This is a genomic window from Streptomyces sp. NPDC059443, from assembly GCF_042750105.1.
Taxonomy (GTDB): Bacteria; Actinomycetota; Actinomycetes; order Streptomycetales; family Streptomycetaceae; genus Streptomyces.
Genome location: NZ_JBHYVM010000013.1, coordinates 1 through 11,450, shown reverse-complemented (window position 1 = coordinate 11,450; position 11,450 = coordinate 1). Strand labels below are relative to the sequence as shown.

Below are 11,450 nucleotides of genomic sequence, written 5' to 3'. Positions count from 1 at the left end.
CCCCGCGCGGCGGGGGGGGGGGGGGGGCCCCGGCCCGCCCCCCCCCACACCGGGCTCAGGCAAGCACCGGTGGCTGCCACCCGCTCGGAGTGGCCGGCAGCAGGATCAGCTGTTGATGCAGGTGTTTCCGGCGGCCGGATTGAGAAGGGAGACGAGCCCGATCGAGTTGCCGCACACGTTGATCGGGATGTGGATCGGGACCTGGACGACATTGCCGGACAGGACGCCCGGGGAGCCGACGGCGACACCGTCCGCGTGAGCGTCGGCCGAGGCTACAGAAGCCCCACCCACGACCACGGCACCGGCGGCAAGGGCGAGCGCGAGGCTCTTCAGAACACGCGTCATGCGATGTCTCCTTCATGTGTGTACGCATCACCCACGGCACGTCCTCCAGGACCTGCCGTGCGGCCCCGACAGGGTCCGCACCCTTCCTTTCGTCCTCTGCCGCACCTTCGGCTGGCCACAGACAGATCATTCGCTCGAAGGGAGTGCCCCGTGCCGCCGGTTGGCGGTAACCACAGGGGCCCCCGCGACACCGGGGGCCTGGCCTTCCGTGCCTGAGCAGCAAACGTGCCGCCCGTCGTAGCGGCTGCGTCGGACGCGGAAGGGCGGACCAGTCCCGCTGGGGGCCGGAACAGGCCTCACGGTCACCGATTGCCAGCGAAGGCTGATCGGCTTCGCCGGGAGGAATCACGCGTAGTACGCGACGTACGCAGCGAACCGCTCGCCCGGGGAGAAGCCGTCGAAGTCGCCCGCTTCCTCGCAGCGGAGCAGGCGTCGCAGGGCAGACTGGCTCTCTTCTGACTGCTGCGAGGCGAGCCACGTCTTGGTCTGGTTCAGTCCGCCTCCGCACAGGAGCTGGATGTCGATCGAGCAATCGGCGTCCCAGCTGGCCGTCTTGGCGCGCCAGATGAGCAGGGCGTCATCGAGCACGCCGGCGTGGAACAACTGGACGCAGCAAAGCTTCATCAGGGACGTGTCGCCTTGCCCCTGAACTTCGCGTTCGAGCCGGCTCTCTTCGACCAGAAGCGTGCGCGCCTCGCCGAGTCCGTGCTCATCAGGATGCAGGCCGTAACGCAACAGCCACCCGTCCTCGTCCACCGCTCTCCCCCATCATCTGCTCAACCGTCTGTGGCCCGAACCTACGGGTGATCAAACTTCGGTGGCAATCGGTGAAGGTTGACTCGGACAGGACATGTCCAGTGTGACCGAGCACGACGGTTGGCCCGCCGTGGCGCTCTCGCCACGCTGCTTGCTAGATTCGGCGCGATTCGACGCGGTGAGCATGCGCAGCGCCGCCGACGGGGCCGAGCCGATCAGCAACAGGCATGGGCGGGCGGCCTCCCTAACCGGAAGGCACACCGGCATGCTTGGCTACGCCAAAACCCACGTCCTGATACTCATCGGCGTGTGGGCGGCGCTCACTGCGGTGCTGATGCCCCTCCTCGGTCCGTGGGGCGCCGTGTTCGCCGGAGCCGCCGCGAGCCAGGTCGCCTATCTCACCGCCAGGCCCTACCGGAAAGACGCGCCCTCGCTGTGGGCGACCGGCATGACCTTCACCGCGATAGGTGCGATCAAACTCGACATCAACGACTGGCATGCTCACGGCGCTGCCGTCGGCATCCCGGAGACGGTGTGCCTGGCGGCACTCGCCTGCGTCGGGACCCTGTGGGTGGTCCGGAGGGTGAAGCGAGTGGCGTTCGACATCAAGACCAACTTCAAGGCCTCAACCGCCGAAGCCACTGCCATGAGGGAACGAGTGGAAGCCGAGCGCGCCCAGCGAGCAGCCGGCCGGCCCGATGGGTACGGCGAGTTGGGGTTGCGCAGGTCGGCCCGGCTGGGCGCCCTCACCACCACACTCACGGATCACGCCCGCAAGGTGGCCGCCGCCGGTGGCCCGGCCGCCGACGCGGTCGCGGTCGCGGTCGCCGATGTTCACGAGAGGCTGGCCAAGGACCCCGGGCTGCTACCGCACCTGCGCTACAACTTGGGCAAGGCCGACTTGGACGAGAACGTACGAGCGGTCGCGGCAGCCCTGCTCGCCCAGGCCGAGGCGGCCGGGCAGGTCCCAGCGGTGGCTGACCGTGGACCGGCTGACCCTGCGTGAGGTTCTCTGGCATCAGGCAGACCATCAGCATCACCGACTGGCGACCGCACAGCAGAACCCGTTGCCCGCTGTCAAGCCCCGTGAGAGCATCGAGGTTCAACGGTCCGTCCTCTTTCGTTTGCGCTTCGCAGGCAAAATGAATGAGTGCGGGCCATTGTCATGCCCAAGATTCTGATCAATCAACCAAGGCGTGCGAATGGCAGGTACCGTTTGATGTACACAACAGAGCTGGAAGAAGCCTGCATCGAGGATGCGGGCAACATCTTGGTTGCGCCTTCAATGTTGCATGATGATGACTTGATCAGGGATTTCTTCGGTTCCATCATCACGCCAGAGGACCTTGCTTCTGGTACGCCCGGCCTCGCACAGAAGACCGTCTACCTGTGTGGCGATATATCCGGGTTCAGCAGCCGCCAACTGCATTCCGCTGCCCGGGTATTCGTTATCCGAGAGCTATCACACGGTTACCGCGAGGACGTCGGCGGACCCTGGACCATCGTCGACCTCGGCCGAGTTCCCATCCGTGTGCACGGCGTCGGCGTGTACTACCGTCGCTTTTTCGGACTCGACGCCGATCACTTCGGGCGGATCCGCGCAGAGCACGAGTTCCAGTCCCTGACCGAGTCCACCAAGCCTGGAACGGCCCATCGCAGCGGAATCTATCTGACTCCCGTTACACAAAACGGTGGCGAACTACATTTCCGCCTGCTCCGGTGCTCCACAAATCTAACAGGGCCGACCGAGGGCTTTCGCCCGACCGACACTCTCATCGTCGAGGATTTGAACCGCGAGGCCGCCGCCGTCTTCCGGGACCACGCACCGCTCAATCACGTCCTCGCTCAGATCTACCACAACACCCTTGCCACAGCCGAGCGCAAGCAGTCCAAGGCCAAGATTTCGGCCCATGCCGACAAGACCAAGGACATGCCCGTCAATGGCATCATGGCCTTCTGCACCTTCTATGACCGGCTCGACAAGCTCCAGCCCCTGGCCGACGACGCTTTCGACTACGGCGTGAAGGGTGCCAGCGGGCTGACCAGACTCCACTTTCGCCTCAAGGAGTCGACCGGAGAACACGATGGGGTCACGCTCCCCTCGCAGTTCACCGTGACCCTCTACCCCGGCTCCGTGTTCTTCATGCCACTGTCCACCAACCGCCTGTATACGCACGAAATCCGGCCCTCAACGTTGGACGCCGAGATGCTCCCGACCCGCCTGGGATACGTGGTCCGCTGTTCGAACGCCGAAGCCGTTCACGATAACGGCCACACGTTCCTGAAAGTGGCCGGAGATTTGGTGAAGTTGGGGCCGCCCACACAGGCCGGTATGGACGAGCTGCGGAGCTTGTATGCCGAGGAGAACAGGACCTCGTCGTTCATTGATTACGGCGACAAATTTCTTTTTAGTATGAACACGGGAGACTACGTTGCCCCCCGAATCTAGGATCTCGGATGAGATCCTCTCGTACGCTTTGCCAGCCGAGGATAATTTCTTCGCGGAGCTGTTCGCGTCGGCTCGTTTGGAAGACGTAGGAAAAGGCCGACGAGGCGCCGTGCTCACCAAGATCGACGAGGCAGGCGGTGCGCCTCTCGTACGCACCACCACTCGATACAGCAGCCCGACCCAGCGCTTCCGGGCGGTGCACGAACGGCTGGCACAACAGATTCAAGAGCGTGCTGCGCTTCCGGCCCGCTTCAACAACGCCCTCATCGAGAGCTACACGAACGCTTACACAACCATGGGCAGCCATTCCGACCAAGCCCTCGATCTGGCCAACGAGTCGTTCATCGCCCTCTTCTCCTGCTACCAACATCCCGAAGCGAGCCCGCCAAGGAAGCTGATCTTCGAATCAAAGGGGTCCGGTGGCGAGAAGTTCGAGATCCCGCTCACCCACAATAGTATCGTCGCGTTCTCGGTCGAATCGAATCGGCGACTCAGGCATAAGATCATTTTGGAGACGCCAGCCCGGGCGGCGGACAACCAATGGCTGGGTGTAACGTTTCGAACATCAAAGACCTTCGTGCGATTTCGCGACGGACACGCATACCTCCCGCAGGATGCGCGCCTCATGTCGGCCGACGATGAGCAGAGGCGCGAGTTTTATCAACTACGGCGCCGCGAGAACAATGAAACGGACTTCGTCTACCCTCCGCTGACGTACACCGTTAGCGAGAGCGATCTGATGCCGCCCGTCTGACCTTGCTGTGGCTGGTGTGATCACAGCGGCCGAGCCGTCCTGGATGGCTCGGCGTCACGACAGCTTGGTTTGATAGCCTGTGGCGATGGACGAGGCATTGGACCAGGGGCCGTTCTTCCACGGAACAAAGGCCGAGCTGCGGGTCGGAGATCACCTCACCGCCGGCTTCCGTTCCAACTACCGGCCCGAAATCGTGATGAACCACATCTACTTCACCGCGTTGCGCGACGGCGCGGGACTAGCCGCCGAACTCGCCGTCGGCGACGGGGCCCCGCGAGTCTACGCCGTCGAACCGACCGGGGAGTTCGAGAACGACCCAAACGTCACGGACAAGAAGTTCCCTGGCAATCCCACCCGCTCCTATCGCAGCAGGGGACCGCTCCTGATCGTCGGCGAGGTCACCGACTGGACGCGGCAGACACCCGAAGCTCTCCAGATGTGGCGAGACCGGCTGGCCGCGATCCGTCTGGATGACCGCGCCGAAATCATCAACTGACGACCTCATCCATGGTCAGCGTGACGGCGGTTGCGCCGGGTCGTGGGCTGTTCGTGGAGGGGATCACAGCACACGGGCTGATCTTGTCTGCGCGTCGGAAGCCCGAGAAGGACGCCCGGCAGTTCCAGTACCTGATCAACTCGCCGCATACCGCGGTGGGATACCGCTGAAGCACCGCACCGGTCGACTCGATGCGGGCCTCACTGTCGGACACCGGCCGGATCAGCCATTTCTCCGTCTGCCCGGGACGCGGCGCCTGAGCCGGGCCCGAACCCCCTGACGATCAGCCACCCGGCCAGCCCCAGCTCCCAGGCGAACACGGGGAGCGCGGCAACCGAACCCGCGACGGAGAGCTGTGCGTAGGCCCCGAACATCACGGCGACGGCCGAGGCGCAGATGAGCGGCCCGCCGACCAGCCCGAGTACGGCGATGAAGCGCGGCACGAGCCGCGCGCGGTACGCCAGGTACGCGAGCAGGACGGTGTTGAGGCCGAGGGCGATGTTGGGCCCGAGCAGGAACGTCCAGTCGTGCACAGCCACCAGCGCGACGTCGGCACCGTCCGCCGCCCCCGCGTCCCGCCGCAGGGTGACGAGCGCCAGCACTGCGACGATCCCGAGGGCGATGACGGCCGCCTCCAGCAGCCGCCCGAAGGCGTACCCGAGCGCCAGCCCCTCGCCGTGGCGCCGCAGGACGGGGAACAGCGCCGCCCCGGTACCGGCCACCGCCACCACGAGCACCACCTCGCAGACCACCCCGAGCAGCGCCCTCGTGTCGGCGCCCTGCACGAGCCGGCCGTCCGCCGCGCCCAGCAGGGGGCGGTAGAGAACCGCCCCGGCTATCGCGGCGACCTCGGTCAGCAGGAACAGCGACCCGGCGGCCACCGCGGTTCTCCGGTCCGGACTCATCTTCTCGGCACCCCTCGCTCGATGGTGGTGTACGCCGTACACCTGGCGGCAACCATAGGTGTACGTCGTACACTCGTCAAGGAGAGGGTGTTGTCGATGAGGGAAGGGGCCGGACCGGAATGACCCGGCAGGAAGCCACGCACGCGCAACGGATCCCCCTGAACAGGGAGCGCGTCCTGCGCGCCGCCGTCACGCTCGCCGACGCCACGGGCATCGACGCGCTCAGCATGCGCAGGCTCGCGCAGGAGCTGGGCGTCGTACCGATGGCCCTCTACAAGCACGTTGCCAACAAGGAGGAGCTGCTCGACGGCATGGCCGACGCCGTCGTCGGCGAGATCGACCCGCCGGCCGCGGGCCCCGACTGGCAGCACGTGGTCCGCGGGCGGATCCTCTCGGCCCGGCGGGTCCTGCTGCGCCACCCATGGGCGACCCGGGTCATCGAGTCGCGGACCGGCCCCACTCCCGCCGTGCTGGCGTACTTGGACTCGATGGCCGGGAGCTTCCGGGAAGGCGGCCTCTCCGCCGACCTCACGCACCACGTCATGCACGCCATGGGCAGCCGCCTGCTCGGATTCAGCCAGGAACTGTTCGACACCTCGGGCCCCTCCGGCCCGCCGGACCCCGGGCTGGCGGCGCGCTACCCGCACATCGCGGAACTGGCCGCGACGGCCGCGCACGACGGGGGCTCCACGGTCGGTGGCGGCTGCGACGACCAGTTCGAGTTCGAATTCGCCCTGGACCTCCTCCTGGACGGCTTCGAAAGCCTTCGCCGCCAGGGCTGGACGTCCGCGCGAAGGGCGTAGGGGCGCGGGGCGGCTACGACCCGCCCCGCCGGCCGGGGCGCAGTCGGCCCGCGGGGAAGGCCCCCAGAGTGCCGCAACCGCGTACGTTTCGCGCCGACCGGCCCGGGAAACCGCCTCCCTGACCAGCGCTCAGCCGCCGGTCTTCGACATGCCCGGGCCGTAGCCTCCTGCCACGGGCACCGTGATGGTCGGCTCCGGGGGCGAGCCGTACGGGTCGAACTCAACCGTCGATCCGTACGGCGCCTTCCTCTCAAACCATGCCGCGGTCCTGGATCAGGAGACGCGCTTCAGCTGCCAGGCGTTGTTGTTGAAGCTGGGGTTCGACGAGTAGACGCAGCTGCTGCTGTAGTACGAGCTGGTCTGGACCCAGCCCGCAGGCTGGTAAGTGGAGGCGCACGCCTGGACCACAGTGCCGACGGGCAGCCCTGTGAGCTGCTTTATCTGCTTGATGTTCGGGCTGAAGCTCTGCGTCCCACAGCTGCTGCTGTAGCCCCAGCTGACGTCGACGTAACCGGTCGGGGTGAGAACGCTCGCGCAGGACGTGGTGACGTCACCGGGGGCGGCGTGGGCAGGCGCGGCGGTCAGGGCGAACATCGCGGCGGCGCCTGCGAGGGCCATACCTGTGGTGCGAAGACGAGTCATGGGTCGTGGCTCCTTTGATATCGAACGGCCGGTCAGGCCAAGGAGTCATTCCTACGGGTTGCCCGATGGGTCCGGAAAGCGACTTTCAAGCCTAAAGATCCACTGCGTTCTGAGCCTGATCCTGAACCCGGGTCGGACCGCCGCCGCCTGGTCGCACAGGGACCGGGCCAACTGCTCAGCATCACCCGCCATGACGTACACCTCGGGGCACGGTCGTACGCGCTCCGGCTCCGCCGTGTGGCGCGGTGTGTGCGTGGGGGCGGGGGCCGTGGCGGGGGCTACCGTCGATGTCATGACTGCTGATTCCCTGCGCTCCGTCACCGTCGAGCGGACCGGTCCGGGCATGTTCACCGCGACCAACTCCCGCGGCGACACGATCACCTTCGGCACCGGATCCGGCGGGGGCTTCACCCCCGTCGAGCTCCTCCTCGCCGCGATCGGCGGCTGCTCCGCGGCCGACGTGGACGTCGCCACGACCCGGCACGCCGAACCCACCGAGTTCTCCGTCGCCGTCCAAGGACACAAGGTCGAGGACGCGGGCGGCAACCTCATGACGGACCTGGAGGCCGCCTTCACCGTCCGCTTCCCCGAAGGCGGGGCCGGCGACCGGGCCCGTGCGATCCTGCCGCGCGCCGTGAAGACCTCCCACGACAAGCTCTGCACGGTCAGCCGCACGGTGGAGGCCGGAACCCCGGTCACCGTGAGGGTCGTCGACGTGGATTGACCGGCCGGCCGTGAGCGGATACCGGATCCGGGGCTCGGTCCACCACTCACGGGCAAGTCCGGCTTCGGCAACGGCAGCGACCGCTCCTCGTAGCGGCTCTGCTGAAGTCAGTCAGATGATGTGCCAGCCGGAAGCCACCGCGATGAGCTGGATTCGGCACACTTCCGTTCCCTCCCGGGAGAAGGAAAATTGGACCCCGTCCTCGTAGCCCTGCTGGTTCTCCAGAGTCCAGATCCACTGTGCCGACGCGCTCAACGCGCGGGTCCACGGCGACTCCTCAGGCGCCTCCGCGATGCGCATGCCTTCCAGCGGGAGCCCGTCGGAACGGGAGATGCGGATCGTGTCGTCGTCGGCGTTGACCGCCAGCACCCAGGACCCGTCCTCGAAATCCAGGATCACTGCAGGAATCATCGTCGGCGTGTCCGGGAAGCTGCCGTATCGAACACCCAGCAGGCGGCCGGCCCGGTAGCACATCGCGCGACGCTCTTCTTGGAACATCCCCGTCCCCTCCCGATTCCGCCACGCTTGCGCGATCTCCGGATGCGCGGCTGATCAGTCGAACACGATACAGACGTCACGGAGACGGAATTTTGTCGTGCAGCCCCCTGCGCTCGCCCGGCAGGACTTGGCGTACCCATACGCAAAGACGCCCGGCCGGAAAGTCCGGGCCGGGCGTTTTGGTGTGTCTGTTGCCGCTGGTGGCTTAGTACCAGTGGTGGGTCTGCCAGAAGCTCCAGGCGCCGACGGGGCTGCCGTAGCGGGAGTTCATGTAGTCCAGGCCCCACTTGATCTGGGTGGCCGGGTTGGTCTTCCAGTCCGAGCCCGCCGAGGCCATCTTCGAGGCCGGCAGGGCCTGGACCAGGCCGTAGGCGCCCGAGGAGGAGTTCGTGGCGGTGTGGTCCCAGCCGCTCTCGCGGGAAACGATGTTGTTGAAGGCGGCGAACTGAGCCGGGTCCTTGATCATCTGCTGGGCGATCGCCTTGGCGCTCAGCGGGGCGGCCTGCGCGGGAACCGCGGCCAGCATGGAACCGGCGACGCCCAGGGCGAGGACGGTACCCGCGAGGGTCTTCTTGGAAGCGGCGATGCGGCGGATGACGGCGTTGGACACGGAGGAGCCTTCCGAAGGGGACAAGGACGGTCGCGGGCATGCCGAAGACATGCGTGAGCCACTCACGCGAAGGAGAGGGGTTCGTCGGCGGGAGCGGGAGACCGGGGGTGAACCCGGGGGGATCTCCGTCCGCCCTGCGACTCATCCAGTTCTACGGGGCATCCCCGGCCCTGGCAACGACCCCTCTTACTAGTGGTCCTCGCAGCCGGGGCGCAACGACCCCCCACCCGCCCGGCACCCATCAGGGCAGGTGGGAGCCGATATCAGGGGGTCCATACGGGACGTTTAAGGACTACTATCCCGGTTCGTATGTGACCTAGGTCCTGTGGGGCGGGTCACCGCCGGACCCCCCGGATCTCACCCTCCGTGCCCACCCGTACCCCTTCCGGGGAAAGGTTTACCGCCGGACCCGACCCCCGGATCGAAGGCCACGGGCGCATCGAAGGCAGCCTTCCGCGTGGCCCGCCGCAACGCCTTCCCCGGGGTGGCGTTCCCACCCCGGATCCGGGCAGCGCCGCGGATCCGCCGCCGCGCCGCGTCCGCTCGGACATGGTCGTCCAGCTCCAAGTACGCGGGTCTGCGGATCGCCCGGCGCGCAGACGAACCGGAACCGGCTGCCGACTCCTCCGCGATCTTCTGGAGCAGCAGTCTGGTCATCGTGCGGCCCATGTCCTCGATCGGCTGGCGCACGCTGGTCAAGGGCGGGTCCATCAGGCGGGCCACCGCGGAGTCGTCGACCCCTACGAGGGCGACGTCCTCGGGGATCCGACGCCCGGCCTCGCGCAGCACTCCGCGCGCGCCGGCCGCCATCACGTCGGAGGCGGCGAAGACCGCGTCCAGGCCGGGGTTGCGCTCCAGGAGCTCGCGCATCGCCAGCCGGCCGCCCTCCTCGGTGAAGTCCGCGGTCGCGACGAGTGATTCGTAGGGCAGGATTCCGGCCTCGGCGAGACCCGCGCGGTAGCCGCCCAGTCGGGCGCGGGCCACGTACATGTCGAGCGGGCCGCTGATGGTCGCGATCCTGGCGCGGCCCCGCCCGACGAGGTGGGCGACGGCCGCGCGTCCCGCGCCGATGTTGTCGGAGTCCACGTAGGCGACGGGTTCCGCCTCGGAGCGCCGTCCGTTCATGACGACCGGCAGCCCCAGCCGCGCGATCCGGCTGGGCAGCGGGTCATCGCCGTGGACGGACGCCAGCAGTACGCCGTCGACGCGCTGGGCGGCCAGATAGTGCTCGAAGCGCTGCCGCTCGGCCTCGGTGCGGACCAGGGTGAGCAGCAGCTGCTTGTCGGCTTCGGCGAGCTCGGCGCTGACCCCGCGGATCAGGTCCAGGAAGTACGGCTCCGAGAACACCCTGGCCTCGGTCTCCGGAATCACGAGGGCGACGGCGTCGGTCCGGCTGCCGGCCAGCTGGCCGCCCTCGTCTCCCTCTTTCCCCTGCACTGGAACCTCGTCGCCGCTTCCCACTCGGGGGAGCGCGTGGTCAAGGCGCCGGCCCCACTGCTGCCCGGCCCCCGCCTCTTCGACAACCTCTCCTTCGCGTGGAACCAGGTCGACATGGGCGGGGCCCTGGTCAACACGACCGTCGTCGCCGCGCTCGTGACCCTGTCCACCGTCCTGTTCTCCACCCTGGCCGGCTTCGCCTTCGCCAGACTGCCTTCAAGGGCCGCGGTGCGCTGCTCGCCCTCGTCTCGGCCCCATGCTGGAGGGCGCGTACCCCCGGGACCTCCTCGACAACTTCGAGTGGTCCTACCGGCTACGCCAAACGTTTCGGCGCGATCCACGTCGACTACGACACCCTCAAGCGCACGCCCAAGTCGAGCGCACACTGGTACGCGGCCGTGGCGCGGACGGGCGCACTGCACGCTCCCGGCGGCGCCTGAGCATTCTCGGTAGCGTGGCCATCTGCTGCATGGAGTGTCCATGTGTGTCCGGCTGGTCCGTGCGAGGGCTTCCGACGGAAAGTGATGAGGCGGCAATGAGTGAACCGACGAAGCCCGAGGTCGACGTTCCGGAGGGTGCCGCTCCTACCGAGCTGACCATCCGGGACCTGGTCGTCGGGGACGGGCCCGAGGTGAAGCCGGGCATGGTGGTCAGGGTCCACTATGTCGGGGTGACCTTCGAGTCCGGGAAGGAGTTCGACGCCTCCTGGGACCGGGGTGAGCCGTTCAAGTTCGCGCTGGGCAGTGGCAAGGTCATCAAGGGCTGGGACCGGGGGGTGAGGGGGATGAAGGTCGGCGGTCGGCGCGAGATCATCGTTCCCCCGCGCCTCGGCTACGGCAATCAGTCGCCCTCCCGGTTGATCCCGGCGGGCTCGACCCTCGTTTTCGTGGTGGACCTGCTCGACTCGTATTCCAGCACCGCCGGGTGGAGCAAGGCCTAGGCCGTCTCTTTCGGATCTTGTCGGGGTCCGCGCCGCCCGGCACCGCACCTCGGCGCACTGCCGGGGCACCCGGGTACGTCCAGTACGCGGG

The 11,450-nt window shown here is 67.5% G+C and carries 14 protein-coding genes and 2 pseudogenes; 9 read left to right on the top strand and 7 right to left on the bottom strand.

Going from position 1 to position 11,450, the window contains the following annotated elements:
• Positions 1 to 105: 105 nt before the first annotated feature.
• Both ACFXDJ_RS14945 and ACFXDJ_RS14940 read right to left on the bottom strand, forming a co-directional pair.
• Positions 106 to 345 (bottom strand): chaplin, encoded by a 240-nt coding sequence (locus ACFXDJ_RS14945; protein WP_384661907.1) that lies wholly within the window; start codon positions 343 to 345, stop codon positions 106 to 108.
• Positions 346 to 690: 345 nt separating this feature from the next.
• Positions 691 to 1,101, bottom strand: a complete 411-nt coding sequence (locus tag ACFXDJ_RS14940; protein ID WP_384661904.1) for a hypothetical protein — start codon at positions 1,099 to 1,101, stop codon at positions 691 to 693.
• A gap of 103 nt (positions 1,102 to 1,204) precedes the next feature.
• Between ACFXDJ_RS14940 and ACFXDJ_RS14935 the strand changes: the two genes are divergently transcribed.
• The 5 genes from ACFXDJ_RS14935 to ACFXDJ_RS14915 all read left to right on the top strand — a co-directional run bounded on the left by ACFXDJ_RS14935 (position 1,205) and on the right by ACFXDJ_RS14915 (position 4,970).
• Complete coding sequence (locus ACFXDJ_RS14935) at positions 1,205 to 2,107, top strand: hypothetical protein (RefSeq protein WP_384661902.1); 903 nt, start codon at positions 1,205 to 1,207, stop codon at positions 2,105 to 2,107.
• Between the two features lie 213 nt (positions 2,108 to 2,320).
• Positions 2,321 to 3,550 (top strand): hypothetical protein, encoded by a 1,230-nt coding sequence (locus ACFXDJ_RS14930; RefSeq protein ID WP_384661912.1) that lies wholly within the window; start codon positions 2,321 to 2,323, stop codon positions 3,548 to 3,550.
• Positions 3,534 to 4,304 carry an alpha-ketoglutarate-dependent dioxygenase AlkB gene (locus ACFXDJ_RS14925; protein WP_384661899.1) on the top strand — a complete coding sequence of 257 codons (771 nt, stop codon included), beginning with the start codon at positions 3,534 to 3,536 and terminating at the stop codon, positions 4,302 to 4,304. Before ACFXDJ_RS14930 ends, ACFXDJ_RS14925 begins: the two co-directional genes overlap by 17 nt.
• An 85-nt stretch (positions 4,305 to 4,389) precedes the next feature.
• The gene (gene arr / locus ACFXDJ_RS14920) at positions 4,390 to 4,800 is read left to right on the top strand and encodes an NAD(+)--rifampin ADP-ribosyltransferase (protein ID WP_384661897.1); all 411 of its coding nucleotides are present in this window, start codon (positions 4,390 to 4,392) and stop codon (positions 4,798 to 4,800) included.
• Between the two features lie 11 nt (positions 4,801 to 4,811).
• Positions 4,812 to 4,970, top strand: coding sequence for a hypothetical protein (locus ACFXDJ_RS14915; protein WP_384661895.1), 159 nt, complete (start codon positions 4,812 to 4,814; stop codon positions 4,968 to 4,970).
• A gap of 30 nt (positions 4,971 to 5,000) precedes the next feature.
• On the opposite strand, the gene ACFXDJ_RS14910 is transcribed toward ACFXDJ_RS14915, so the two are convergent.
• Entirely contained in the window at positions 5,001 to 5,705 is a 705-nt protein-coding gene (locus tag ACFXDJ_RS14910; RefSeq protein WP_384661893.1) for a DUF4386 domain-containing protein, read from the bottom strand.
• A gap of 119 nt (positions 5,706 to 5,824) precedes the next feature.
• On the opposite strand from ACFXDJ_RS14910, the gene ACFXDJ_RS14905 reads away from it, so the two are divergent.
• Positions 5,825 to 6,508 carry a TetR/AcrR family transcriptional regulator C-terminal domain-containing protein gene (locus ACFXDJ_RS14905; RefSeq protein ID WP_384661890.1) on the top strand — a complete coding sequence of 228 codons (684 nt, stop codon included), beginning with the start codon at positions 5,825 to 5,827 and terminating at the stop codon, positions 6,506 to 6,508.
• A gap of 273 nt (positions 6,509 to 6,781) precedes the next feature.
• Here ACFXDJ_RS14905 and ACFXDJ_RS14900 read toward each other — a convergent pair whose 3' ends face one another.
• Positions 6,782 to 7,150, bottom strand: coding sequence for a hypothetical protein (locus tag ACFXDJ_RS14900; protein WP_384661888.1), 369 nt, complete (start codon positions 7,148 to 7,150; stop codon positions 6,782 to 6,784).
• 292 nt (positions 7,151 to 7,442) lie between these two features.
• Between ACFXDJ_RS14900 and ACFXDJ_RS14895 the strand changes: the two genes are divergently transcribed.
• Positions 7,443 to 7,874, top strand: a complete 432-nt coding sequence (locus tag ACFXDJ_RS14895) for an OsmC family protein (protein ID WP_384661886.1) — start codon at positions 7,443 to 7,445, stop codon at positions 7,872 to 7,874.
• Positions 7,875 to 7,985: 111 nt separating this feature from the next.
• Here ACFXDJ_RS14895 and ACFXDJ_RS14890 read toward each other — a convergent pair whose 3' ends face one another.
• The 3 genes and pseudogenes from ACFXDJ_RS14890 to ACFXDJ_RS14880 all read right to left on the bottom strand — a co-directional run.
• Positions 7,986 to 8,372 (bottom strand): DUF6334 family protein, encoded by a 387-nt coding sequence (locus ACFXDJ_RS14890; RefSeq protein ID WP_384661883.1) that lies wholly within the window; start codon positions 8,370 to 8,372, stop codon positions 7,986 to 7,988.
• A 205-nt stretch (positions 8,373 to 8,577) separates the two neighbouring features.
• Positions 8,578 to 9,033 carry a transglycosylase SLT domain-containing protein gene (locus ACFXDJ_RS14885; RefSeq protein ID WP_384849150.1) on the bottom strand — a complete coding sequence of 152 codons (456 nt, stop codon included), beginning with the start codon at positions 9,031 to 9,033 and terminating at the stop codon, positions 8,578 to 8,580.
• A 564-nt stretch (positions 9,034 to 9,597) separates the two neighbouring features.
• Positions 9,598 to 10,527 (bottom strand): annotated as a pseudogene (locus ACFXDJ_RS14880) (LacI family DNA-binding transcriptional regulator); the annotation flags it as partial.
• 172 nt (positions 10,528 to 10,699) lie between these two features.
• Here ACFXDJ_RS14880 and ACFXDJ_RS14875 point away from each other — a divergent pair.
• Together ACFXDJ_RS14875 and ACFXDJ_RS14870 are read left to right on the top strand one after the other, a co-directional pair.
• Positions 10,700 to 10,859, top strand: a pseudogene (locus ACFXDJ_RS14875) (family 1 glycosylhydrolase); the annotation flags it as partial.
• A gap of 95 nt (positions 10,860 to 10,954) precedes the next feature.
• Positions 10,955 to 11,359 carry an FKBP-type peptidyl-prolyl cis-trans isomerase gene (locus tag ACFXDJ_RS14870; RefSeq protein ID WP_384664076.1) on the top strand — a complete coding sequence of 135 codons (405 nt, stop codon included), beginning with the start codon at positions 10,955 to 10,957 and terminating at the stop codon, positions 11,357 to 11,359.
• Positions 11,360 to 11,450: the final 91 nt, after the last annotated feature.